This window comes from Cutibacterium sp. KB22876 (genome assembly GCF_059728865.1).
In genome coordinates, this window is record NZ_AP040858.1 from 1,007,402 (window position 1) to 1,031,558 (window position 24,157).

26 protein-coding genes and 1 pseudogene are annotated in these 24,157 nt (G+C 62.6%); 14 read left to right on the forward strand and 13 right to left on the reverse strand.

Annotation, left to right across the window (positions count from 1 at the left end; translation table 11 throughout):
• Positions 1-127: 127 nt before the first annotated feature.
• From AC6I1W_RS04555 to AC6I1W_RS04565, 3 genes are all read right to left on the reverse strand, one after another.
• Positions 128-1,078, reverse strand: coding sequence for an NUDIX hydrolase (locus tag AC6I1W_RS04555; protein ID WP_065674277.1), 951 nt, complete (start codon positions 1,076-1,078; stop codon positions 128-130).
• Between the two features lie 6 nt (positions 1,079-1,084).
• Positions 1,085-3,190, reverse strand: coding sequence for an RNA degradosome polyphosphate kinase (locus AC6I1W_RS04560; RefSeq protein WP_065674278.1), 2,106 nt, complete (start codon positions 3,188-3,190; stop codon positions 1,085-1,087).
• A gap of 124 nt (positions 3,191-3,314) precedes the next feature.
• Positions 3,315-3,959, reverse strand: coding sequence for a winged helix-turn-helix transcriptional regulator (locus AC6I1W_RS04565; protein WP_249361252.1), 645 nt, complete (start codon positions 3,957-3,959; stop codon positions 3,315-3,317).
• 101 nt (positions 3,960-4,060) lie between these two features.
• Between AC6I1W_RS04565 and AC6I1W_RS04570 the strand changes: the two genes are divergently transcribed.
• Complete coding sequence (locus AC6I1W_RS04570; RefSeq protein ID WP_371258439.1) at positions 4,061-4,954, forward strand: NADase-type glycan-binding domain-containing protein; 894 nt, start codon at positions 4,061-4,063, stop codon at positions 4,952-4,954.
• A 9-nt stretch (positions 4,955-4,963) separates the two neighbouring features.
• Here the strand turns inward: AC6I1W_RS04570 and dtd are convergent, their stop codons facing one another.
• Complete coding sequence (dtd, locus tag AC6I1W_RS04575; RefSeq protein ID WP_117188915.1) at positions 4,964-5,401, reverse strand: D-aminoacyl-tRNA deacylase; 438 nt, start codon at positions 5,399-5,401, stop codon at positions 4,964-4,966.
• Between the two features lie 193 nt (positions 5,402-5,594).
• On the opposite strand from dtd, the gene AC6I1W_RS04580 reads away from it, so the two are divergent.
• The 3 genes from AC6I1W_RS04580 to AC6I1W_RS04590 are packed head-to-tail and all read left to right on the forward strand — an operon-like array spanning position 5,595 to position 8,467.
• Entirely contained in the window at positions 5,595-6,095 is a 501-nt protein-coding gene (locus tag AC6I1W_RS04580; RefSeq protein ID WP_270236783.1) for a nitrobindin family protein, read from the forward strand.
• Position 6,096: 1 nt separating this feature from the next.
• The gene (gene ygfZ / locus AC6I1W_RS04585) at positions 6,097-7,041 is read left to right on the forward strand and encodes a CAF17-like 4Fe-4S cluster assembly/insertion protein YgfZ (RefSeq protein ID WP_270236781.1); all 945 of its coding nucleotides are present in this window, start codon (positions 6,097-6,099) and stop codon (positions 7,039-7,041) included.
• A 40-nt stretch (positions 7,042-7,081) separates the two neighbouring features.
• Entirely contained in the window at positions 7,082-8,467 is a 1,386-nt protein-coding gene (locus tag AC6I1W_RS04590; protein ID WP_270236779.1) for a sugar transferase, read from the forward strand.
• A gap of 26 nt (positions 8,468-8,493) precedes the next feature.
• On the opposite strand, the gene AC6I1W_RS04595 is transcribed toward AC6I1W_RS04590, so the two are convergent.
• The 3 genes from AC6I1W_RS04595 to AC6I1W_RS04605 form a co-directional block, all read right to left on the reverse strand.
• Positions 8,494-9,231, reverse strand: a complete 738-nt coding sequence (locus AC6I1W_RS04595) for an SDR family NAD(P)-dependent oxidoreductase (RefSeq protein ID WP_270236777.1) — start codon at positions 9,229-9,231, stop codon at positions 8,494-8,496.
• Between the two features lie 142 nt (positions 9,232-9,373).
• Positions 9,374-11,047: a phosphoenolpyruvate--protein phosphotransferase gene (ptsP, locus tag AC6I1W_RS04600; protein ID WP_270236774.1), complete on the reverse strand. Its 1,674-nt coding sequence runs from the start codon at positions 11,045-11,047 to the stop codon at positions 9,374-9,376.
• Between the two features lie 5 nt (positions 11,048-11,052).
• Positions 11,053-11,319 carry an HPr family phosphocarrier protein gene (locus tag AC6I1W_RS04605; RefSeq protein ID WP_004810592.1) on the reverse strand — a complete coding sequence of 89 codons (267 nt, stop codon included), beginning with the start codon at positions 11,317-11,319 and terminating at the stop codon, positions 11,053-11,055.
• 103 nt (positions 11,320-11,422) lie between these two features.
• Here AC6I1W_RS04605 and srlA point away from each other — a divergent pair, with 103 nt between their 5' ends.
• The 6 genes from srlA (at position 11,423) to AC6I1W_RS04635 (ending at position 16,788) form a co-directional block, all read left to right on the forward strand.
• Positions 11,423-12,265, forward strand: a complete 843-nt coding sequence (gene srlA / locus AC6I1W_RS04610) for a PTS glucitol/sorbitol transporter subunit IIC (protein WP_270236772.1) — start codon at positions 11,423-11,425, stop codon at positions 12,263-12,265.
• The gene (srlE, locus tag AC6I1W_RS04615) at positions 12,262-13,296 is read left to right on the forward strand and encodes a PTS glucitol/sorbitol transporter subunit IIB (protein WP_270236771.1); all 1,035 of its coding nucleotides are present in this window, start codon (positions 12,262-12,264) and stop codon (positions 13,294-13,296) included. The genes srlA and srlE overlap by 4 nt, the downstream gene beginning before the upstream one ends.
• Positions 13,297-13,355: 59 nt before the next feature.
• Positions 13,356-13,739, forward strand: a complete 384-nt coding sequence (locus AC6I1W_RS04620) for a PTS glucitol/sorbitol transporter subunit IIA (protein ID WP_016666971.1) — start codon at positions 13,356-13,358, stop codon at positions 13,737-13,739.
• Between the two features lie 10 nt (positions 13,740-13,749).
• Complete coding sequence (locus tag AC6I1W_RS04625) at positions 13,750-14,169, forward strand: transcriptional regulator GutM (RefSeq protein ID WP_016666972.1); 420 nt, start codon at positions 13,750-13,752, stop codon at positions 14,167-14,169.
• A gap of 60 nt (positions 14,170-14,229) precedes the next feature.
• Positions 14,230-15,528 carry an NAD(P)H-dependent oxidoreductase gene (locus tag AC6I1W_RS04630; RefSeq protein WP_270236769.1) on the forward strand — a complete coding sequence of 433 codons (1,299 nt, stop codon included), beginning with the start codon at positions 14,230-14,232 and terminating at the stop codon, positions 15,526-15,528.
• A 303-nt stretch (positions 15,529-15,831) separates the two neighbouring features.
• Positions 15,832-16,788, forward strand: a complete 957-nt coding sequence (locus tag AC6I1W_RS04635; RefSeq protein ID WP_270236767.1) for a sugar-binding transcriptional regulator — start codon at positions 15,832-15,834, stop codon at positions 16,786-16,788.
• Positions 16,789-16,853: 65 nt separating this feature from the next.
• Here the strand turns inward: AC6I1W_RS04635 and AC6I1W_RS04640 are convergent, their stop codons facing one another.
• Genes AC6I1W_RS04640 through AC6I1W_RS04650 form a run of 3 tightly spaced genes read right to left on the reverse strand, consistent with a single transcriptional unit; the run spans position 16,854 to position 18,955 of the window.
• Positions 16,854-17,696 (reverse strand): class II fructose-bisphosphate aldolase, encoded by an 843-nt coding sequence (locus AC6I1W_RS04640; protein ID WP_016666976.1) that lies wholly within the window; start codon positions 17,694-17,696, stop codon positions 16,854-16,856.
• A gap of 4 nt (positions 17,697-17,700) precedes the next feature.
• Positions 17,701-18,234, reverse strand: coding sequence for a YjbQ family protein (locus AC6I1W_RS04645; protein WP_270236766.1), 534 nt, complete (start codon positions 18,232-18,234; stop codon positions 17,701-17,703).
• 31 nt (positions 18,235-18,265) lie between these two features.
• Positions 18,266-18,955: a triose-phosphate isomerase gene (locus tag AC6I1W_RS04650; protein ID WP_270236765.1), complete on the reverse strand. Its 690-nt coding sequence runs from the start codon at positions 18,953-18,955 to the stop codon at positions 18,266-18,268.
• 236 nt (positions 18,956-19,191) lie between these two features.
• On the opposite strand from AC6I1W_RS04650, the gene ispD reads away from it, so the two are divergent.
• Both ispD and ispF read left to right on the forward strand, forming a co-directional pair.
• Positions 19,192-20,007 (forward strand): 2-C-methyl-D-erythritol 4-phosphate cytidylyltransferase, encoded by an 816-nt coding sequence (gene ispD / locus AC6I1W_RS04655; RefSeq protein ID WP_270236763.1) that lies wholly within the window; start codon positions 19,192-19,194, stop codon positions 20,005-20,007.
• Positions 20,007-20,489 carry a 2-C-methyl-D-erythritol 2,4-cyclodiphosphate synthase gene (ispF, locus tag AC6I1W_RS04660; protein WP_015583259.1) on the forward strand — a complete coding sequence of 161 codons (483 nt, stop codon included), beginning with the start codon at positions 20,007-20,009 and terminating at the stop codon, positions 20,487-20,489. Before ispD ends, ispF begins: the two co-directional genes overlap by 1 nt.
• Here ispF and AC6I1W_RS04665 read toward each other — a convergent pair.
• Positions 20,467-20,862: a PTS glucitol/sorbitol transporter subunit IIA gene (locus tag AC6I1W_RS04665; RefSeq protein ID WP_065674297.1), complete on the reverse strand. Its 396-nt coding sequence runs from the start codon at positions 20,860-20,862 to the stop codon at positions 20,467-20,469. The two genes, ispF and AC6I1W_RS04665, sit on opposite strands and share 23 nt — an antisense overlap.
• A 198-nt stretch (positions 20,863-21,060) precedes the next feature.
• Here AC6I1W_RS04665 and AC6I1W_RS04670 point away from each other — a divergent pair, with 198 nt between their 5' ends.
• Positions 21,061-21,357: a PTS sugar transporter subunit IIB gene (locus AC6I1W_RS04670; RefSeq protein WP_065674346.1), complete on the forward strand. Its 297-nt coding sequence runs from the start codon at positions 21,061-21,063 to the stop codon at positions 21,355-21,357.
• An 85-nt stretch (positions 21,358-21,442) separates the two neighbouring features.
• Here AC6I1W_RS04670 and AC6I1W_RS04675 read toward each other — a convergent pair whose 3' ends face one another.
• Positions 21,443-21,928 (reverse strand): CarD family transcriptional regulator, encoded by a 486-nt coding sequence (locus tag AC6I1W_RS04675; RefSeq protein WP_004810600.1) that lies wholly within the window; start codon positions 21,926-21,928, stop codon positions 21,443-21,445.
• Positions 21,929-22,314: 386 nt separating this feature from the next.
• Positions 22,315-23,388 carry an IS630 family transposase gene (locus AC6I1W_RS04680; RefSeq protein WP_081314554.1) on the reverse strand — a complete coding sequence of 358 codons (1,074 nt, stop codon included), beginning with the start codon at positions 23,386-23,388 and terminating at the stop codon, positions 22,315-22,317.
• A gap of 126 nt (positions 23,389-23,514) precedes the next feature.
• On the opposite strand from AC6I1W_RS04680, the pseudogene AC6I1W_RS04685 reads away from it, so the two are divergent.
• A pseudogene (locus tag AC6I1W_RS04685) lies at positions 23,515-24,100 on the forward strand (hypothetical protein).
• The last annotated feature ends 57 nt before the right edge of the window (positions 24,101-24,157 follow it).

Consider the following 24,157-nt stretch of genomic DNA (forward strand, 5'->3'; position numbering starts at 1 on the left):
CTTGGTACAGGGATGACGCTAGGGTTTGAAAATGTCGCAACAACCGCGTCAAGGTGAACGCAAGATGAATACCGGCGGCATCCCGATTGAAGGGAGTCACTCAGGGGCCCGAAGGTGACCTCCTGTGTCAGTATTTTGAGGAGTACCACTCCTGGCTGATTGTGTGTCCCGCCTCATCCAGGTGAACGATCAGGCATTCTGCGGTTGACATGGGGTGATTCGCCCCACCGAGGGCGTCCCGCATGGTCGGTAGGACTGGTCGGTGGCCGCACACCGCGACTGGACGTGACGGGTCGGAGAGGGCACGACCAGCGATTTTTCTCATGGCGGACACGGTCTTGGCTGAATCGGCCGCGTGAGCCTCCTCGCTCAGCGCGTCGATCGCGACGATGTCGGCCCCAATGTTCTCGGCGTACGGCTTGAGGGTTTGCATGCATCGAGTGGACGACGAGCTGACAAGGTGAGACACCCCAAAGGCGCCGAGCAGGTCAATCAACGCCCTGGCCTGACGACGGCCACGCCTTTCCAACGGACGCTTGGCGTCCGTGGCCGTCTTCTTCTTGCGAGAACTCCATTCCTTGCGCGACACGGCCTTGCCATGGCGCACCAGGATGATCGTCGAGGTCGACGGTAGCTCGAGGGCTTCCTCGAGGACTTGGACGTCAGTGGGATAACTGAGTTGTTCCAGAGCTTGGTCCGTGGGCATCCAAAAAGCACCGTCAATCTCTTCCGGGCTGGCGGTTGCCTCCTCGATTGATCCGCCGACGGCAACCCCAAGCCACCATGACACCACCTTTGCGCGTCTCTTCGGTTTGCCGCTGGCGGTGGAGTACTTGACGGTGTACTCGGTGGGTTGCAGGGGCATCGACAACCGAATGTCGATTCCGGTTTCCTCGGCCACCTCGCGGACGGCGGTGATGGGGAGATCCTCTCCCCGTTCGACCTTTCCCTTGGGCAGGGAGAAGTCGTCATAGTCGGGACGATGGACGACGAGCACCTCGCGGGCGCCCTCGGTGCCGTCGACGTCACGAAACACGACGGCACCAGCGGCCTGGATAGGCCCCTTGTGTCCTCCCATCTCGGCTCATCGCCTCCTGTCGCGGGTTCGTCGGATGAGTTCTTCCTGAAGGTCGGCCAGCACCGTGCCGTCGGGCCCGCGGGAGACCTCGGTCCAGGTGCGGTCCTGCAGGTGCCAGGACACCGTCCCCGGGTCGAAGGCCCTCTCGAACAACTCTTCGACCTCTGCCACGTGTTGCTTGTTCGACAACCCGACGAGGGCTTCCACGCGGCGGTCGAGGTTGCGGTGCATGAGATCGGCCGACCCAATGGCGACCATCGGACGACCACCGTTGGCGAACCAGAAGACACGAGAGTGTTCGAGGAACCGTCCCAACACCGAGACGACGCGAATGTTCTCGCTCAAACCGGGCACCCCAGGACGGATGGCGCAGATGCCGCGTACCCACAGGTCCACCGGCACCCCGGCGCGAGAGGCCCGGTAGAGGGCGTCAATGACGCGCTCGTCGACGATCGAGTTGACCTTGATCTTCACACCGGCAGGCAGACCAGCCTTCTTGTTCTCGATTTCGTGCTCGATGGCGTCGATGATGCCGCTGCGGATGCTCTCGGGGGCCACCAGCAGTCGGCGGTAACGCTTCTCGGCGGTCATCCCGGACAGGTGGTTGAAGAGCCTCGCGACGTCCTCGGTAATGATCGGATTGGACGTCAGCAGTCCCAGGTCCTCGTACTGACGAGCGGTCTTGGGGTTGTAGTTGCCAGTGCCGATGTGGGCGTAACGACGCAGTCCCTCGCCCTCGTCACGGATGGCCATAGCCAGCTTGCAATGGGTCTTGAGGCCGACCATGCCGTAGACGACGTGGACTCCGGCACGTTCCAGTACCCGCGCCCAGGTGATGTTGGCCTGCTCGTCGAATCTGGCCTTGATCTCCACGACGGCCAACACCTGCTTGCCGGCCTCAGCGGCGTCAACGAGGGCGTCGATGATGGGGGAGTCGCCAGAGGTGCGGTACAGGGTCTGCTTGATGGCCAAGACCTGAGGATCGTGGGCGGCCTGCTCGATGAACCTCTGCACGCTGGTGGCGAAGGAGTCGTACGGGTGGTGCACCAGGACGTCACGACGACGAATGGCCGCAAACATGTCTGCCGGGCGAGCTGTCTCGACCTCGGCCAGGTGCGGATGGGTGATGGGCAGGAAGTTCGGGTAGGACAGGTCGTCACGGTCGACGTCGGCCAGGGAGAACAGGCCGGTGAGATCAAGTGGGGAAGGAAGCCGGAAGACCTCCTTGTCCTTGATGTCGAGCTCACGGGTGAGCAGGGTGAGCATCTCGTCGGTGATGTCGTCCTGCACCTCGAGGCGTACCGGGGGACGTCCCACCTTGCGGCGCAGCAGCTCCTTCTCGAGGGCGAAGAGCAGGTTTTCGGCGTCGTCCTCCTCGACCTCGAGGTCCTCGTTGCGTGTGACGCGGAAGGTGGTGTGCTGCAGCACATGCATGCCGGTGAACAACTGGTCCAGGTGACGGCTGATGATCTCCTCGAGGGGGAGGAATCGTCCTGCACCCAGGTTGACCAGACGAGGTAGCACCGACGGCACCTTGACCCGGGCGAACTGCTCGGCCCCGGTGATGGGGTTGGCCAGCATGACGGCCAGGTTGATCGACAGGCCGCGGATGTAGGGGAAGGGGTGCGACGGATCGACGGCCAGCGGGGTGAGAATCGGGAAGATCCGCTCCGAGAAGAGGGTGCGCATCCGGCCCTTCTCGTCGTCGGTCAGCTCCGACCAGCGCAGGATCTCGATGCCCTCGGCGGCCAGGCCTGGACGGACTTCCTCGGCGAAGACGCGGGATTGCTCGGCGACAAGCTCGTGGGTCCGAGCGAGGATCGCGTCATGGAGTTCGCGCGGCAGCAGACCGGCAACTGATGGGACGGCGACCCCGGCGTCGATACGGCGTTTGAGGCCAGCGACGCGCACCATGAAGAACTCGTCAAGATTGGACGAGAAGATGGCCAGAAACTTCGCCCGTTCCAGCAGTGGAATGCGCTCGGCATCTCGGGCAAGATCCAGCACCCGCTCGTTGAAGGCGAGCCATGACAGCTCGCGATCGCTGTAGCGATCCTCCGGCAGCTCGTCGGTAGGAGTCGGGGACACTCCGGGGTTGGACTTCTTGGCCATGGACACACTCCTTGGAGACCTGTCCGCCCGCGACGTGGTGGGCGTAGCAGGACACAATCTATCTGACGATAGCTGTCCACGGCGGATGCAACCCGGCGTCCGCTCCGAGAACATGCGAATGAACTCAGCGTTCAGCCTGGAATCGGTACCCGACAGATCGCACCGTCTGGATGTGTCCCTCGTACTCCGGGCCGACCTTGGCTCGCAGACGACGGATGTGTACGTCAACAGTTCGGGTGCCGCCGTAATAGTCGTATCCCCACACGTCCGACAGCAAGATGTCGCGAGTGAGCACTCTCCCGGGGTGACCGACGAGGTATTTCAAGAGCTCGAACTCGGTATAGGTGAGGTCGAGATCCTTGCCTCCGACGGTGGCGGTGTAACCGTCCTCGTCAACGGTGAACGGTCCCGCGACAAGCTGGTTGGTCACCTGGACGGTGAACAGGCAGCGCAGTCGGGTCTCTGCCTCGAGTGGGGTGGCCGAGTCACAGAGGAAATCGTCCATCCCCCAGTCGGGACTGATGACCGACAGGGTGTCCGGGGCAGCCAGCAAGAGGATCGGGACTCGTCTCTCATGACATGACAGCCGCAGGCACGCCTCCCGGGCCTTGGCAGGTTCGTCATGGCAGTCGACCAGGACGATGTCGACTCCCTCCAGATGGGACAGACATTCCTGTATGTCGTCGTAGCGGATGATGCTGTGTGGAAGCAGTTCCAGGGCCTGGGGAAGCGGGGCGTCCAGGGGACCAAGCAGGGACAGTCGTGCCATCCGGATGCCCTCCATGTCGTCTAAGAGCCAGAGCCGTGATGCACCCCATCATCCCACGGCCATCTAGGCCGTCTCATGATGTCAGCACTACCATAGCTGGAGTGACGAGGATGCCTGACGAGTGGTTCCGTCCGGACGAGGAGAAGTCCGGACCGGATGAGCCCCGCCGTGCGGACGAGTCCGAACCGTCGTCCGAGTCGTCAGATTCAGCCCCGCGGCACGCTGCCACAGGGGACAGTTCTGCCAGCACGACGACAAGTGGGTCGGTTCGTGTCATCAACGATGACACTGGACCAAGCGTCGTCGTCGGTCACGCCCGCGTCACCGGAGCGGCCGCAGCTGTACGGCGGCATCGGTTCCCCGTCTGGACATTGATGGTCGCGGCAGCCCTCGTCGTCGGTTTGGTGCTGGGCACCTTCATCACCCAGTCCCGCGACGGTACCGGCGCGGTCAAGGCGGCGACGACCCAGTCCTCGCCTGCGGCGACGATCTCGGCAGCGATGCCCTACCAGGGTCCGGGCAGGCCCATTCGTGGTCTCAAGGCGACGGCCTCGTGTGTGTCCGATCCGGCCGTCGACTCCGAACATCACCTGGTGAGGTACGACTCCGAGTACGTGGTCGACGACAAACCGCAGACGGCCTGGCGATGCAATGGATCCGGCGAAGGTCAACAGATCACCCTGACCATGCCGCGGCCGTCCCGGATAGTGGGGGTCGGATTGATCAACGGCTATGCCAAGGTCTACGGCGACGTCAACCTGTATCCGCAGTACCGGCGGGTGCGGACGGTGCGCTGGAAGCTGCCGGACGGCACGTGGTTCGACCAGGATTTCACCGATGACGATGAGTCGATCCAGAAGGTCATGATCCCCCCACACGCCGTCAAGGGGGACATCACTCTGACCATCATTGCCACGACCGAGCCGGGGCTGCTTGGGGAGCCAACTCGCGACTCCGTCCTCATCTCCTCAGTCCAGGTTTACGAGGAGGGCTGACAGGCAGGTTCAGCGCCAGTCGTCGGTGTCGATGAGGATCGTCATCGGGCCGTCGTTGACCAGGTTGACCTTCATGTCGGCGCCGAAAACACCGGTCTCGACATGCGCACCCAGCCCGCGCAAGTGGGAAACGAAGTGGTCGATCAGAGGCTCCGAGACGGGGCCGGGCGCGGCCGCGTTCCACGACGGCCGACGCCCCTTCCGCGTGCTTGCATAGAGGGTGAACTGGCTGACGACAAGGACCGGAGCATCGATGTCGCTGGCTGACTTCTCGTCATCAAGGATGCGCAGACCCCAGATCTTCTCGGCGAGTTTCTCGGCGTCGGCAGCGGTGTCGGTGCCGGTCACTCCCACCAGCACGACGAGTCCGGGACTGGGCAGGGTTCCGACCGCTTGACCCTCGACGGTGACCTCTGCACTGTTTGCTCTCTGAATGACGACTCGCACGGAATCGAGTCTACGGAGCGAACCTCGTAGAATCAGTGTGTGGCTGTAGCTGATCTCGTGGTTCTGGTGACTGTCGCCGTGATAGGCGCCGTGTTGCCGCTCGTTGCTGTGACGCGAGTTCTCGTTGCAGTCTGGCGCGGCTGAATCCGCAGCTTTCAGTTCCTGACGAAACTCCTACCCGACACGAGGACCCATGCCCTTCCAGATTCCTGACGACCTGAATCGTGATCTCATGCCCGTGGCCTGGATGATCGGCCACTGGGAAGGTGAAGGACACGGCAGCACCCCCGAGGACGGTGAGTTCAGCTTCGGGTGTCAGGTCGACTTCACCGAGAACGGCGGGGATTACCTGCACTACATCTGCCAGACCTTCACCATGAACCCCGACGGCACCCCGGCTGCTCCGCTGCGTATGGAGACCGGTTTCTGGCGTCCCAACGTCGACACCCGCAAGATTGACGTCCTGATGGTCGCCCCGGAGGGCTGGGCCGAGGTCTGGACCGGAAACATCGACGGAGCCAAGATCGAGCTCGTCACCGACGCCGTCGCCCGCACCGAGGACGCCCTGGTGCCCTACACCGGTGGTCAGCGTCTCTACGGCCAGGTCGAGGGAGACCTGCTGTGGACCTTCGATCGTGCAACCACGGAAGCTCCGCTGCAGCCCTACATGTGGGCTCGCCTCAAGAGGGCCTGAGATGGCTGCCCCCGTGCTGCTGACCGACGGACCCGACGCCGGTCTGGTCTCTCACGTTGCCAATCCAGTCGCCGAGCAGCGGTTGATGACTGACGGTGGCGGATGGTTGGAGCTGTCCAACCGTGAGGTATTCACGGTCACTGGAGCTGACCGACTGGGATGGTTGCACTCGTTGACCTCCCAATACCTCGACGGTCTGGAGCCTGGGCTCACGACGACGAGTCTGGTGCTGTCACCGACCGGTCACGTTGAGCATGTCATGCACGGTGTTGACGACGGCGAAACCTTCTGGGGTTGGACCGAGCCTGGACGGGGAGCCGATCTGGTCGCCTGGCTGGACTCGATGCGTTTCATGATGCGCGTCGAGGTGGCTCTGCGACCGGACATGACCGTTCGCTGGTTCGCCTCGCGGGTTACGACGCCGACGGATGCCGTCATCCTTGATTCCGAGGTGGCTGGTGGACACGAAGTCATCCTCCCGTCTGATACTCCCGCCCCCGACGAGGTCGAACAGGTCGGTGTGCTGGCATGGGAGGCGCTGCGCATCGCCGCTGGGATTCCTCGTATCGGCATCGACACGGACGAGCGCACCATCCCCAACGAGATCGGCCTGTACGGTACCCATCTCGACAAGGGGTGTTACCGCGGTCAGGAGACCGTCGCCCGGGTGTACAACCTGGGACGTCCGCCGCGGCGGCTGACCTTGCTGCAGCTTGACGGCTCCCGCGCCGAGCTTCCGGCCATCGGCTCTGAGGTCCACGCCGGTGGGCGTCGTGTCGGTGTCATGGGATCGTCTGCAACTCATCATGTTGACGGCCCCATTGGCCTTGCCCTGGTGCGTCGCGGAGTCGACGTGAACCTGGATATGGAGATTGACGGGATCGCTGCTGGTCAGGAACCACTTGTCGACCCGGAGGTCGGCTTGCATGTTCGCCCGGTAGTGTGAGCCCGTGCCCCTGTAATCAGCAGGGTCGAGGAGGAAATACGTGAAGACGGATTATTTCAACCGCACGCAGAAATTGGTGACGGTCCTTGTTGACGTCATCGTCTTCGTGGCTGGAATTTTCCTGTCGTTCTGGATGCGTTTCGGGATGGTTATTCCGCAGCGTAATTTGGACGACGGAAAAGCTGCACTGATGGCGTCGGTGATCGCATTCCTCATTGTCAACGTTCTGTCTGGCGTTTATGTTCTGTACAACAAGACGCTCCTTGACATTGGGATCATCACTGTCGTGGACCAGGTCATGGTGACGATCATCATCATGGCGCTGACCTTCTTCGGGCGCTGGTTCGCCTTCCCGCGCTCGGTCCTCCTCATCAACCTGCTGGTCGGGATAGTTCTGCTGTTCCTGTGGCGCAGCATCGAGTTTGTTGCCTATCGCCGCTTGCGAGGGGCTAAACGGGTGATGCTGCTCGGTCCGCCGGAGATGCTCAATCGGGCCGTCATGAACTACATGGCCAACAAGGCGACCCGTCATCGCCTCACCCATGTGGTGCGTGGTCACTACCTGGGGCAGATTCGGACTCATATTGATGAATTCGACACCGCCCATGTCTCCGATGACATTCCTGCTTCCGAGCGAGTTGCCATTTACGACTTGCTGCTGAGCGAGGATAAAGAGATCTTCATGTCGACCTCGTTCGAGCACATGATGCTCATCAATCCGACGATCATGTCGATCGAGGACGAGACGATTATTGCTGCCAGTCCGTTCAAGATCCCGGCAGAAATGGACATCGTCAAGCGGTTCTTCGACATCGTTCTGTCGCTGATCGCCCTGGTGATCCTCTCTCCCCTCATGCTCATCACGGCGGTCCTGGTGAAGGCCAGCTCTCCCGGCCCGGTGTTCTACCGTCAGACCCGTATCACCAAGGACGGCAAGGAATTCAAGATCCTCAAGTTCCGCTCCATGGGGGTGACGGCCGAGAAGGAGTCCGGCCCGATGCTGGCCACCTCCGATGACCCACGCGTCACCCCGGTCGGCAAGTACCTGCGCAGCCTGCGTATCGACGAGATCCCGCAGCTCATCAACGTGCTCATCGGCGACATGTCGATCGTCGGACCGCGCCCGGAGCGCCCTTTCTTCGTCGATCAGTTCCAGGAGCAGAACGCCCACTACAAGTTGCGCCACAACGTGCGTGCCGGCATCACCGGTTACGCGCAGGTCTACGGCAAGTACGCCTCGGACTTCGCAGCCAAGCTCAACTTCGACCTCATCTACATCAAGCAGTACTCACTCATCCTTGACATCAAGATCATGATCCAGACGATCAAGATCCTCTTCGACAAGGTGTCCTCGCGAGGCGTTGACGAGACGGCCGAGCCGGACGAGAACATTCACCTGCCCGCCGAGGTTCAGCAGCTCGACTGACGGGCAGGGAATGCTTCCCCCCCGAATCAGGACTTGCGGGCAACCTTGTACTGGGCAGCCTGAGCGCGAGGCCGGACGATCATGCGGTCGATGTTGACGTGGCTGGGAAGCCCGGAAATCCACCGCACGCACTCGGCAATGTCCTCGGCCCTCAGGGGAGAGTCGACGCCTTGGTAGACCTTGTCGGCCATGGCCTGATCGCCGTGGAAACGGACGAGGGAGAATTCCTCGGTGCGTACCATGCCGGGGCTCACCTCGCAGACCCGCACCGGGTGGCCACACAGCTCCAGCCGTAGCGCCTCGACGACGGCGCGCTCACCGGACTTCGCTGCACAGTATCCGGCGCCACCCTCATAGCCCCACTCAGCAGCGGTGGAGGTAATCGTGACGATGGTTCCCTCAGCGACCTCGAGAGCCGGTAGAAGAGCCTTGGTGACCCGTCCCATGCCCAGCACGTTGGTTTGATACATCGTCATCCAGGCGTCGAGGTCGGCCTCGGTGACCGGCTCCTGTCCGACGGCGCCTCCGGCATTGTTAACGAGGAGGTCGAGCTTGCCGCCAATGGTCTCGAGGAGATTGGCGACCGACTCGTCGCTGGTGACATCGCAGACCACTGCCTTTCCGCCGATCTCGGCGGCAAGGGCCTCGATGCGTTCGACGCGGCGAGCCGCACAGATGACATGCCAGCCATCCTTGGCCAAGGCGCGTGCCGTGGCCGCGCCGATTCCCGAACTTGCTCCTGTGACCACTGCAGTCTTTGTCATGGCCCCATTGTCCCTGCCGGACAAGGGCATGCGAAAGCCCCTGTCCACCGTGAACTGTTCCTCAGAAGAAGGAATTGACTCCTCAGTCCAACTTCTGGAGGACAAGTTCAACGGGACAGGGGCTTCACGACAACAGACAACGTCAGCTGACGAGGACCTCGACGCTCGGGTCTGCCAGCTCCAGAGCAGCCTTGCGGGCCTCCTCGGGGCTGGACGCAGCCAGCGCGGCCTCGGCGATCTGGCGGCACTGATCCAGGCTGTGGCGTGACAGGGTGGCCTTGACAGCGGTGATCTTGCCGGCGGCCATCGACAACGAACGCACGCCAACGCCGACGAGAACCAGAGCCAACAGGGGATCGCCGGCAGCCTCGCCGCACACTCCGATGAGACGCTCGCCCGCTCCATCACAAGTGGCCTTGACCAACTGGATGACGGCAGGCTGCCACGGCGTCAGGAGCTCGGCCAACTCGCCCTGCAGGCGGTCAGCCGCCATGGCGTACTGGGTGAGGTCATTGGTGCCGATGGACGCGAAGTCCACCGTCTCCAGCACCTGGGCCGAACGCAGGGCCGTCGAGGGCACCTCGACCATGATGCCGACCGTCTTGATCCCGGCGGCGCGGGCACGCGAGGAGAACCACTCGGCCTCAGCCTTCGTGGCGACCATCGGAGCCATGACGTGGGGATCACGACCAGTCTGCTCAGCAGCCTTGGCCAGAGCCTCGAGCTGTGCGTCGATGAGGTCGGTGCGCACCTGGGACAGGCGTAGACCACGGCGTCCCAAGGCCGGGTTCTCCTCCGGGCCGAGGTCGGCGAAGGCCAGCGGCTTGTCGGCGCCAGCGTCGAGGGTGCGGAAGACAACCTTGGCTCCCTCGTCGAAGGTCTTGAGCACGGTGGCATAGGCCTCCGTCTGTTCGTTGACGGTCGGAGCATCTTGACGGTCGAGGAAGAGGAACTCGGTGCGGAACAGACCAACTCCCTCGGCGCCCTTCTTCTTTGCCGTGGGGGCATCGGACGGGTTGCCGATGTTGGCCAGGACCAGGACGCGCTCACCGTCGGATAGCGTGGCGTCGCCCTCAGGAGCGGATGCAAGTATCTCAGCGCGACGATTCGCCCGTGAGGTCAGCTCGGCGACGGCGGCCTCGTCGGGCTCGACGAGAACGGTTCCGGTGACTCCGTCGAGGGCCAGCGGGGTGCCGTCCTCGATCTCGCGAGCATCGCTGCAGCGGACGACGGCTGGGATGCCGATCTGGGAGGCCAGGATCGCGGTGTGGCTCGTCGGCCCGCCAGCGGCAGTGATGAGACCGCGGACCAGATCAGGATTGAGCGTCGCGGTGTCAGCCGGGGCGAGGTCCTCGGCGACGAGGATCACGGGCGAGTCAAACGACGGGACGCCGGGCTCAGGCAAACCTTGCATGACCGCGACGGCGCGGTCACGGACGTTGCGCAGGTCGGTGACGCGCTCGGCGAGGTAGCCGCCGGCAGCACTCAGTTGGGCGCAGAAGTCGTCGAAGGCGGCCCAGAGAGCGTGGGCAGGTCCATGTCCGTCAGTCAGGTGGGACTTGACGCTGGTGAGCAGTCCTGGGTCGCGGGCCATCATCGCGGTGGCCTGCAGGACGGCGAGAGCCGATGGATCGGCGTGCAGGGAGCGCTCGTCGAGACGATCGGCGACCTTGTTCAGCGCCGACTCGATTCGGGTCATGTCGGCCTCGGTGCCCTGACTGGGATCAGAAGTGGGCAGTCCTGGGGCGGGGGAGACGAGAAGGGCATGTGCTTGTCCGACTCCGGCCGAGACCCCGAGCCCCGAGAGGGTCCGCATAGGTATCAGGCCTCCGGGTCGATCTGCAGGTTGGCGACGAGGGCGTCGAGCACCTCATCGGCATTGTCGCCCTCGGCGGTGAGCTCGACGGTCTCGCCGTGCTTGGCGCCAAGACCCATCACGGACAGGATCGAGCGAGCATCCACCGGCTCCTCGCCAGGGCGGCCGATCTTGACGGCCAGGCCGGACTTCGAGGCGGCCTGGACGAACATGGCGGCGGGACGGGCGTGCAGGCCACTCTCGGCTGCAATGGTGGTGGTGCGACTCGGCATGGTGTGCCTCCTTGGTGGGGTGAAACGTCAGGGTCGACGATAGCCGACGACAGGAACGCATTTTAAGCCGCCCTCGGCGCGTGTGTGCGGGAGTTGTGACGAGATGGCTGACGCCGTGATCGGCGAACCTGCATCTCACTCGGGTAAAATTGCGCAATTTATCTCGAAAGGTATTGCTCGAGCTCGTGCGCTGTGGCACGATGGCAGTAATGCAAAACGAACCGGTATAGCTGCAAATTATTGCAGTTCCTTGAGACGAAGGAGTCTCCAGATGGTAACGACGGCAGGGGCTGGTGTACTCGCGCACGGTGCCCTGTTGGTGCCATTAGATGCTGGATCCAATCCGGTAATGAAGGGCATCACTTGGGCTGCCACTCACTTCATAGGTCTGTTCAACGCGTCGGCAAAGAGCTTCGTGGACATGGCCACGGGGATCATTCCGCTGCTCCTTGTCCTGCTCACGTTCATGTATGCGGTGACAACGTGGATTGGTGAGGAGAGAGTCACCCATGCGGTCCAGTGGGCCGGCAAACATGCCGTGACGCGGTACACGATCATTCCCTTGATCGCGACGATCATGCTGACCAATCCAATGTGTTACACGTTTGGGCGCTTTCTTCCAGAGCGGTACAAGCCTGCGTACTACGACGCCACCGTGTCATTTGTGCATCCAGTAACAGCATTCTTCCCGCATGCAAACGGCGGAGAACTCTTTGTCTGGACAGGAGTTGCCGCTGGAGTCATGAAGGTGGACAACGGCGCCTACGCGCGCCTGGCAGCCCTTTACTTCCTCGTTGGTCTTGTGGTCATCTGCATCCGCGGAATGGTTACCCAATGGATCACCAACATTCTCATCAAGAGAGGTGGTCACACCGAGACGTTCAAGCGATATGACGTCGAATACGCAGCTGGCCACGTCCAGGGCCCTGAGGGGAGCCCGGCATGAGTACCGAACAGGCTGTCCGTGTCAACAAGGGACCGGGAGGTTGGGGTCCCGGACTGACACTCCAGGTCAACGGTGAGCGCAGTGTCGTGCTGTCCGTGACCGGTGGTGAGATCCACCCGGTGGCCCGCAAGATCGCTGAACTCACCGGCGCGGAGGCCATCAACGGCTTCAACACGTCGGTGCCAGAGGATCGCATCATGTGCGCCGTCATCAACTGTGGCGGCACCGCAAGGTCGGGGATATACCCCAAGAAGCGGATCCCGACCGTCAATGTCTTTGCCGGGTCCCCAGGTGGGCCACTGGCCACGTTCATGACCGAGGACATCTTCGTGTCGGCAGTCGGGCTCAACCAGGTTCAGCCCATCGATCCGACGTCCGTTGTCAACAGTCACGAGGAGTCGACCGAGAAGGGAGCCACGGCAGCGGCCTCCACCGCTGTCGTCGCGGACACCACGACGCGGACGAGTGGAGGGCCCAGCGCCGAGGCGACGCCCAAGAAAAAGGGGTTCTCTGCGTGGGTGGTTCGCTTTGGCACCGCCATCGGAAGCATCATCACGACCCTCCTCAACTCCGGTCGCGAGTCCATCAAACTGTGCCTCAACACAGTGTTGCCCTTCATCTGTTACGTGGCGCTCCTCATCGGGTTCGTCAACTACACCGGGCTGGCGAACTGGATTGCCCGGGGCGTCTCACCGCTCGCGGCGAATCCCTTGGGCCTGATCCTCCTGGGACTTATCACGGCCCTGCCGTTCCTGTCACCATTCCTTGGGCCGGGAGCAGCCATCGCCCAGATCATCGGCGTCCTCATGGGGACGCAGATCGCGCAAGGAGCCCTGCCAGTTCAGTATGCGCTGCCGACGCTCTTCGCGATCGACGGCCAGGTCGGATGCGACTTCGTCCCGGTCGGTCTGGGACTGGGAGAGGCGCAGACGGAAACCGTCGACGTCGGTGTCCCGGCGGTCCTGTTCTCCCGGCTCATCACTTCACCCGTGGCGGTCGCCCTGGCATATGTCGTCAGCTTCCTCATCTGAGGCGGCCAGAACGACCAACGCCAATCCTGACAACACCAACGATGACAAGGAGGTCAATCATGTCGACAACGCTGTGGAACTCGACCGTCGACAGTATCGGCGCTGATGCGGCCGAGATGCTGGAAGCAGGAGTCGTCATCCTGTTCGGATCGCCGGTCCCTGATGAGCTCGCAGAGGTGAGCCTGGTGCATGGCCTGGGGGGTGACCGGGCGGTGCCACCATCGGAGGATGTGGTCCCCGGTGACCGGGTCAGGCTCGGGGCCGCCGAGTACGTGATCGACGAGGTCGGGTCGGAGGCCAATCCGAACTTGGCGAGCTTGGGACACGTCGTCGTCTACGTCAACAGTCCGGATCAGCCCCTGTTGCCTGGAGCCGTCAAGGCCTCGGGCCCGGAGCTGCCCACGATGTCTGTGGGCAACCCGATCGCTTTCGTGCGTGGGTGAGGTGACGACCGTGGAATGGCAGTTCGCACTGTTCCTGGGTGTCGCACTCATGCTCTGCGGCGTGATGTCGGTGCATCAATCACGTACTTTCCAACGGGCGGTCCGACGTGCCGCCGCCGAGTACTCAACTGGGGATCACGTCCTCGTGACCGGGAGGGGCAGGGGAAGGCTGCGTGGAGCCATCGTCCTACTCGTCGTGGAGCGGGCTACCAAGCGTGTCGTCTCGGCCAAGGTCATGTCGGGATCGACGGTGCTGGCGCGACTGCGAGGAGTGGACCAGCTCCTGGGACCACTTGACGACATCGCCACGAGGACACGTGACAAGCAGGTGAGGCGAGCCCTGGCTCAGGCGACCGAGCAGTTCGACAACGTCGCTGGCACCTCGTCGCCCAAGATGATCCAACGCATTTCGGTCCCCGTCGTGGCTTGAGACACCGACGCACCACACACATCCGTCATCAACACACCTTGTTCGGAGAGGAAGATAGTTATGGGATACACCACAAGACTGCTGGACAGGCAGGCCAAGCTGGGACGACCGGTGAGGGTCGGTATCGTCGGCGCCGGGCAGATGGGGCGAGGTCTCATCGCGCAGGTGCACTTGGCCGAGGGCCTGGAAGTCGTCGCGGTGGCGGACATCGACGTCGACCGGGCGACTGGCGCCCTCAAGGCTGCCGGGTGCGACGACGTCGTGGTCGCTCAGAACGTTGATGAGGCTGCGCAGCTCATCGAGGATGGTCGGTCGGTTGCCATCGACGACGGCCTCACTATGCCGAAGCTGCCGGTCGACTTCGTACTCGAGGTCTCCGGCGTCCCCGAGGTCGCGGCCCAGGTCGCTTACGCCGCCATCGTCAACGGCAAGGACGTCGGTCTGATGACCGTCGAGGCGGACGTCACTGTCGGCCTGCTGCTGTCCTCGATGGCCAACTCCGGGAACTCGGTGTACACCGTCTGCCGCGGTGACGAGCCCATCGAGTGCGTCAAACTCATCGAATACGCCGAGGACCTCGGTTTGGACGTCGTCGCCGCGGGCAAGGGCAAGAACAATCCGAACCGTCCCACCGATGTGCCCGAGGACGTCATGGACGAGGCGCATCGCAAGAAGATGAATCCCAAGATGTTGTGCTCGTTCACTGACGGCACCAAGACGCAGATCGAGATGTGCGCTCTTTCCAATGCTTCGGGTTTCAAGGTCGAGGTACCGGGCATGCACGGAATTAAGTGTGACGTCGACGACCTCGCCAAGAAGCTCGTCCCGGCCACGGACGGGGGCATCATCGAGGGCAAGGAGAAGGTCGTTGAGTACGTCACCGGTGACGTCGCCCCCGGCGTGTTCGCCATCGTGAGGTCCGACAGCCCGGTGGTCACCGAGGAGCTGCAGTACCTCCACCTCGGCGACGGCCCGTACTTCGCCCTTTATCGTCCGTTCCACCTCGCGTCGATCGAGGCCGACCTGTCCATCGGCGAGGCCGTGCTGGATCGCAGCGCGTCGTTCCAGTCAAAGACGTGGACCTCCGAGGTCACGGCCCGGGCCAAGACCGATCTCAAGGCCGGTACGACGCTGGAAGGTATCGGTGGGCACCACGTCCATGGGTGGACGATCGACGCAGCGGATGCGCGGGACAAGCACGCGGTTCCGATTGGTGTCGTGGCCGGATGTGTGCTCAAGCGTGACGTTCCGGCTGGAACGATCCTGACCGAGGACGACGTTGAGATCGACGAGACCCGTCCCATCGTGGCAATGCGCCGTCTGCAGGACGCCCTGTTGGACAACGGCACGATCGGCTGACCAGCGGTCTGGCTGGCGGGGCAGGGGAGAGTCGGCCCCTGCCCCGCCCTTGAGCGACTGGGAGCGAAAGAGCTCAGGAATGCTCTCCATCCATTGTCACGCCCCCGATGACATCAGCCTGGAAGAGGTCTGGGAGTCGATGACCCGAGTGATGACGATGGGACACGAAGATCGTAGGCAGGGTGGTTGGCGGCTGTTCGACTGACGAACGAGATCTCCAGGGAGGTATGGGGCACCTCGTGATGGGGGAGGGGCTATTCTCCAGTCACAACAAGAGGGCGATGATGAGTGACGGGAGAAACCATGGCTGGCAGGCGTGACCTGGGTACCCTCGTCGAGGTTGCCAAGATGTACTACCTCGACGGTATCAACCAGTCCCGTATCGCCAAGACACTGGGGATCTCCACCTCGTCGGTGTCCCGAATGCTCAACCAGGCCCGTGAGACCGGTCTGGTGACAGTCGCGATCAATGACCCTCGTGAGGGAGTGGGCCGTAGGGAGGACCTCGAGGAGGCCCTCGCAGCCCGCTTCTGCCTGGAGTCGGCGTACGTCGCAGCCCACCGTCCCGGGGTCGCTCCGATGGATCTCGTGGCTCGGCTCGCCGCGGAGGTCGTCAACGGACGGCTCTCCCAGGTCAGTTCAATCGGGCTCAGTTGGGGCCGGACGGTCAGCGCCTTCGCCCACTGCTTCGAGCGGCCACGCTCCATGACCCCGTTGGACATTTACCCGCTTTCCGGTGGCATGTCAGTCAAGGACTCTGACGTCTCGGGGAACGCCTCGGTGCAGGCCCTGGCCCGACGCTGCGGTGGTAAGGCCCACCGGATCGACGCCCCGGTCATCGTTTCGTCGGCGCAGGTCTGTGCGGCCATGCTGGCCGAGCCGATTGTGTTGGAGGCCCTGCGTGACGCGGCGTCGTGTGAACTTGCTGTTGTCGGTATCGGCAGCATGGGTGTTCACTGGTCGGCGACGCTGTCACTGGCTGCCGTGCTGTCACCGGCAGAGATGGCCGAGGTGAGGGCCGCTGGAATAGCTGGCGACGTGTGCGGACGAACACTCAATGATGACGGCGAGGCGGTCCGCACGCCGGTCGACGACCACCTCATCGGCCTGACTCTCGACGAGTTGCGGGACATACCAGAGGTCATCGGGATTGCTGCGGGCGCCGAGAAGTCACGAGGCGTTGCCGGGATCCTGCGGTCCGGGATTGTGCAGTCGGTCGTCGTCGACGAGCAGCTTGCGGATGTGGTCCTGTCGACCTGACCACACCAGGACGTGAGCGTGGGCCGGAACCCATCAGGGCACCGACCCACGTACGGTGAATGGCCTCAGCTCGCGGTCAGGGCGGTGGCGAACGCCTCGACGTCCTTCTCGATCGCATGGGACGCACGGGCGGCGACGTCGGAGAAGACGAGGACCTCCGGATCGTCTGTGAGCATCGTCCTCGTGGCATCCAAGGCTGCCTTGACCGAGTACGTGTAGTAGTTGATCTTGCGAACACCGTGCCGGATCGACTGCTGGTACTCCTCGATCGACAGGCCCGACCCGCCGTGCATGACGATCGGGACGCCTGTGATCTCGCGAAGTTGTGTGATGAGACCGAGGTTCAGGTGGGGTTCGCGGTGGTACAGGCCGTGAACTGTGCCGAAGGCCGCTGCGAGGGCGGTGACCCCGGTGCGTTTCACGAATTCGCCGGCTACCGCAGGGTCGGTGAAGAGTGCGGAGTCCGCCACCCCTTGGCTGGGATCGCCGTTCTCATTGCCCGTCATGACCCCGAGTTCACCCTCCACACCGTGCGGGCCCACAAGTTCTACGGCTGCGCTGGTGATCGCGATGTTTTCCTCGAACGAGAGACGGGACCCGTCCAGCATGAATGAGTTGAAGCCGACGTCGAGTCCCTTCTGGAGGTAGTCGAGGTCTTCACCGTGGTCGACGTGGACCACGCAGGGCACACTGGACCGTCGGGCCAGTGCGACCATGGCTGGGCCGATGTCCTCGATCCGGTTGATGCCCTCGTGACTTTGCGCGTGGGCGAGGATGATCGGGGTGTCGTGGCGTTCGGCGACGCGTATCGCCGCGGTGAGCGACTCGAAGATGGGTGTGTTCACCGCTGCGACAGCGAGGTGGTGCTGTTCGGCCCACGTCAGGGCCTCTGACAGTTCGACGAGCATGGTGTCACTCCCCGATCACGGCCACCTTGATCTTGCGATCACGCTCTCGGTTGGGGTCCCAGTCCACGAAGTAGATGTAACCGACGGCGCCGATCTGGGGCTCGCCATCCTCGATGACGAAGGTCTGCGACGCGCCTATGAGGGTTCCTCGCAGGTGTGCCTCGGTGTTGAGGAGGCTCCCGAGGTCCGGGACGAGAATGGTGTCACCGGTGGCATGGCCGGCATCGGTCATCGCCTCGACGGCCTCCACGTGGGCTGGACCAGGATGGTAATACTGGTTGTTCGTCATGCACCGGGGGAAGATTTTGTCCAGCCCCTCGTTGAGGTCGGCCTGGAGGTACTCGTCGCCCGCGAAGTCGACGTCGTGGCAGTACTCCTCGAAGAAGACCGAGCACGTCGTGTGGGTCGATGCAACGGTGCAGATGCCGTTCTTGATGCCCGACTCGGTGATGATCCTGCGGACGTCATTGGTGATCTCGAAGTAGGTCGGGCGTCCGGCCTTGGAACGGACCTGGATGGTGTCTGTGTGGACTGTCATGATGGTACCTTTCTAGTTGTGAAGGTGTGGATCAGCTGTTGCGGCGGTTCTTCTCGGCCTTGAGCGGGATGAGCATGTCGGTGATGCGTTCTCGCCAATCGGGTGCGCAGACGATTCCCGACGTTCCGCCCGATGCATCTGCGCCCAGTGACAGCACTCGGGCGACATCGTGCCCGGAAGAAACTCCAGCGCCCTGGAGAACCATGATGGATGGATTGACCTTCTTGACTGCGAGAGTCGAGTCTGCGATGTAGTCGTCTGCCGTAAGTGCGCCTTTACCGATCTGCGCAGTGGGTTCACAGATCATGACGTCGGGGCCCATTTCTGCGACGACGCGACACTGCACGAGGGTGTCTGCGCAGACAACCGTGAGAAGCCCGACTTCGCGGGCGCGCGTGATACTGGCATCCAGGTCCGCCAGGGTCAGCGGGTGCTCAGCGTGATTCAGTACGACCGCCTTGGCACCTGCTGCCACCAAGGACTCGGGAAGGACATGTCCCATTCCCCGGCCCGGCGTGATCGGGTCCATGTGTTGGGCTGCCACGATGATGTGGTTCGTCTTCTCGGCGATAAGACGGAGGTCGGTGTGCTGGGCGGTCACCATGATGTCAACACCGTGGGTGGCTGACAGTTCGTCTGCCAACATCGCCATGCGAAGCATCTCGTCGCCGAAGAGGTATGCCTTGGGGTTGATGATGAGGAAAGGTGCCTGTCGGATCATGACGCGCCTCCGTTGGTGCATAAACTTGCAGTTGCAGTGGGCAAAATTGCTACATGGCAATTTTGACATGCTCGGATCCAAGGTGCAAGAGGTTGCGCAACAGATGGTGATGATCCCGTACTGTGGGTCGGGCGGAGAACTCGCGTGCGTTGGTGGTCCGAGAAGGTCACACATCTGATCCGGTGACGTCGCGACCGCCACCCTTCCCGGTCGTCGCGACCGCTATTGTTCGACCCATGACACCTACACAATCCGTCGCCGCTACGCACCCACGAGTGGCGGTTGTTGTTGCAGCCGGTCTGGGAACACGGTTCGGCGGTCCTGTTCCCAAGCAGGTGACGTCGCTGACTGGAAAGGCCGTCGTCGCCGTCGCGGTGGAATCCCTAGCTGCAGGCGGTTGCGACGAGGTCGTCGTGGTGGTGAAGGAGGGTATGCACAACCATCTGCAACTGGCTTTGGCTGCCTCTCCCATCCCTGTTCACTTCGTGACCGGAGGGGACACTCGTCAGGATTCGGTGCGCAATGGGCTGCGATACATCGCCGACGATGAGCATCTCAGTCAGGCCACCACTGTTCTCATTCATGATGCCGTCCGCCCGTTGGTTCCCGCATACATCGTCGAGGATGTCATTGGTGCGGTAGAGGCCGGGGCTGTCGCGGTGACACCTGTCGTCGAGGTCACCGACACCATTCGGCAGATCGACGGTGAGGGTTCCCGCGTCATTGACCGTTCCGCTCTTCGCGCGGTCCAGACTCCGCAAGGGTTTGATCGCGCCGTCATCACGGAGTGTCATGAGCAGTTGTCCCGTGATGGTGGGACGGTTACCGATGACATTTCGTGTTGTGAGCGTTACGGCCATCGCGCCACCTTGGTGGAAGGATCCCGAATGTCGCTCAAGATCACCGAGCCGGTCGATCTCGACATTGCTGAGGTCCTGGCCAAGGCTGCGGCTGGAGCCGGTCACCACTCCGGTCGTCGAGTTGGCCGGATGTTGCGGGCTGTCACCCCGAGCAACGTCGCCGACAAGTTGGGTCACGGGGGCAAGGAATGATGGAGATCCGGACCGGTATTGGGGCCGATGTCCATCAGCTGAGTGAAGGCGTGCCGATGCACATTGCTGGCCTTCACTTCCCCGACGAGAAGGTCGGTTTGGCTGGCCATTCCGACGGTGACGTCGCCTGCCACGCCATTTGTGACGCCTTGCTCTCCGCGACCGGCCTGGGGGATGTTGGCTCCGTCTTCGGAACCTCGGACCCGCAATGGGCCGGAGCTGCCGGAGTGGCGCTACTGGGCCATGTCGTTGAGCTCGTCACTGCCGAGGGATGGGCGGTCCAGAACGCAGCGGTGCAGATCGTGGGGCAGCGTCCGCGCATGGCGGCCCGGCGCGCTGAGGCGGTAGCCACGCTGACGCAGACCGTCGGTGCTCCAGTGTCAGTGTCCGCGACGACGACCGATCATCTCGGATTCACCGGCCGCGGTGAAGGGGTGGCAGCGATCGCGTCAGCCCTTGTCACTCGGCAGGCTCGATCGTGAGGATCGCGCCCTGGCTGGGCAGCTGCGGCTGCGGCCCGGAAACCTTGATGGCTCCGGCGAGCAGCGACTGGTCGGGGGAGTTGAAGTACAACACGACATGGCCGAGGTCACCGAGGTTTGAGGTGGCTGACTCTCCGACCTCATCGATCGTGTAACGGGTACCAGCGATGTTGAGGACGTCGCCAGGAACGATTTCGCGCTTGGGCGTCATGGGGGAGCGGCCGCCGCGGTTGTGGAGCACGCAGATGTCGGACAGAGCATCAGGTACAGGTTCGCCGAACAGGACGATGACGCCGGTGTCCAGCATGTCCTGAGCTCCCTTGCCGACGCGGAGCACCACGGCATTCCACAGTGTGCTGGACGTAGTCGCCATGGCGGACCCTCCTCGAGACGGGCGCTGTGCCCTTGACGGCACGGTACCATCCCGTCCAGTCTCCCAAAGACCCGTGATCACCACGGGGCCCACCCCCACCGAAGGGGCATGGACGGGATACGTTTAACATCGTGGAGGAATCCCTTGGTGGGCCACATCCAAGGGCAACGAGGTTTCCCTGAGGGAGGGGTGGTCACCATGATCGAGAAGAAGATTCTCGTCTGCTGTGGCACCGGTATCGCGACGTCGGTACAGGTCGCCAACAAGCTTCAGCGGCTGCTGCGTGAGCGTGGAGTCAATGCCAAGATGGAGCACTGTCGCGTCGCAGAAGTGCCGAGGGTCATCGAGGAATTCACCCCTGACGCAATCGTCTCGACGACTGCAGTGAAGCAGCCCAACGAGAATGTCAAGATGTTTCGCGGTGTTGCATTCCTGACCGGCGTTGATGAAGGACGGCTGGCTGACGAGATTGCAGACGCGCTGAAGTCGTCGTGATCCTGCGGTGACACTTCGTGACATGAGCAATAGGGGTTCACCAAATTTCTGGTGAACCCCCATTTCACGATTAAGGTGAACAGCTTCAGGAGGCGAGAACCTCGTCGAGCATCTCTTCGGCCTTGTCGTCCTCCACCTTCTTGGCGAGGGCAAGCTCGGAGACCAAGATCTGACGAGCCTTCGAGAGCATCCGCTTCTCGCCAGCCGACAGGCCGCGGTCGCGCTCGCGGCGCCACAAGTCGCGAACAACCTCGGCGACCTTGAGGACGTTGCCGGAGTGGAGCTTCTCGAGGTTGGCCTTGTAGCGACGAGACCAGTTGGACGGCTCCTCGACGTTGGTCTTGCGAAGAACCTCGAAAACCTTCTCAAGGCCCTCGTCGTCGACGACGTCACGAACGCCGACAAGATCAAGATTGCTGGCTGGCACTCGCACAACCAAATCGTTCTGTCCAAGAATTCTCAGAACGAGGTAGAGCTTTTCCTCGCCCTTGATAGTGCGAGTCTCGACGTCCTCGATCACAGCAGCGCCATGATTCGGGTAGACAACGGTTTCACCAACGTTGAAAGTCATTTGTGCGGCCCCTTTCGGGGATTAATTCTATCACATAATAATTGTTGAAGTCAATTATTAATTCGCGTGGGCGTCCGAAATGGTGCTACGGTCTGCCTCTCACTGTCGGGCCGTCGGGATTGCGGAAGTCCCTCGGATCTGGCCTTGGGAAGCGGGAACGGTCTGGTCCCGCTTCGCCGTGTGGGGATGAGATGCGATGATCGTGGAAAAGAGACCGGCCAACGCCCGATCGCTGACGCCGTGGCCCTCCTGCCCTGGAAATGTTCGCAATGACGAGGCGATCTACGCATTCACCACAGCGGCCGGAATTACGAAATTGTCACATGAGATCAATATTGACATTGACAAGAGTATTCGCATTCTCATGTCCGAGATCTTGAATGTCTCTAGTGCCCCGTGTTTGAAGTTGTTGGACGGTTGGCTTTGGTGAGGATTTCGTTGGCGGTTTTGGTCCAGACGAAGGGGTGGCAGCGGTCGTTCCAGCCGTTGACGAAGGCCCGGATCTTCGCGTTGAGGTCCTTGACCGACGGGAACACTCCGCGGCGGATGGCTTGCTTGTCGATGATCCCGAACCAGACCTCGACCAGGTTCAGCCATGAGCCGCTGGTGGGGGTGAAGTGGACGTGGATCCGCGGGTTGGCGGCGAGCCAGTCACGGACCTCGACGCGTTTGTGGGTGGCGTAGTTGTCCATCACCAAGTGCAGCTGCTGGTCGGGATAGGCACGGGCGACTTGCTTCAAGAACGCCAGGAACTCTTGGTGTCGGTGGCGGGGTTTGCAGGCACCGGTCACGTGCCCGGTGGCGATGTCCAACGCCGCGAACAAGGTGGTCGTGCCGTGGCGCACGTAGTCATGGGTGCGACGCTCGATCTGGGTGGGCTGCATCGGCAAGGTCTTCTGGGTGCGGTCCAGGGCCTGGATCTGGGACTTCTCGTCCACGCACAACACCACAGCATTCTCCGGTGGCGCCAGATAGAGCCCGACGACGTCGGTGACCTTGGCCACCAACTCAGGGTCAGTGGAGAACTTGAACGTGCCGCTGCGCCACGGCTGGACCCCGTATTCGCGCCATGCACGGGCGATCGTCGCATTCCCCACCCCCAGATGAGCAGCGAGCAGCCGGCTCGACCAGTGCGTCACCCCGTACTTCTTCGGCGGGGGCTTCAATGTCGTGGCCACGATCTGGCGGTGGTCCAGCTGCCGGGGCCTGCCCGAGCGGGGCGCATCGGCCAACCCGGCCATGCCCCGCTCGCCATAACGACGCCGCCAGGCCAGCACCGTGTTCTTCGACACCTGTAGCTGCTCGGCGATCCGGTCGTTCGCAACGCCGTCCGCGGCAGCGAGCACGATCCTGGCCCGCAGCACCGCACCCGCCTCCGCCGTTCGCGACCGCGTCAACGACTCCAGACGCTCACGATCACCCACACGAAGACCCAACGCCGGGGCAGGAGAATTGGCCATGACCGATTCTCCCAAACCACAACCATTCAAGAACTAACGACACGCCGCACTAGGGTGTTCTCCAAGGAGGTCCTCGACGCCGTCGACTGAAATAGTGATTTCGAGAAGTCTGCTCACTCGTCGACTGTGCTGGAACCGATCGGCACCCCCGGTGACGCCAGTTCAGCTAAACTCAGCAGCGATCATGCACCCCGGAAGAGGAGATTCCACGATGATCGACCGTCGCCGGACGACTGCTGCCCTTGCTGCCGTCGGGGTTCTTGGGTTGGCGGCTTGTGGCGCCGATCCCAAGGTCCTCACCAGTTACACCCCTGCGGCCGGTGTCAGCGGCGAGTCCGACACCGTCAAGGTGCAGAACCTGTTGCTCATCAATGGTGACGGTCAGGCTCGTGTCTCCGCCGCCGTCATTTCCAGCAAGAACGACAAGGTTGTCGGAATCACTGGTCAGCCGCTCAAGTCGGACAACTCCCTGGCAGGGCAGTCCTTCACCGTGACTCCGGTCGGTGTCGATCTTCCGGCTCACGCCTCGGTCAATCTCACCAAGTCCGATCTTCAGGCTCCCGTCGAGGGACTCTCGGACGGCTTGTTGGCCAAGGTGACGATCAAGTTCGCGAACTCTGCACCGATCACCCTGGATGCACCGGTCGTGCCGTCCACCCACCCGGATTTCGAGAAGTATGCTCCCTCGGGGTCCCCGTCGGCCCAGTCCTGACGGGTTCTTTGAACATACGACGCGGCCCCCGGTCAAAACCGGGGGCCGCGCTTGTCG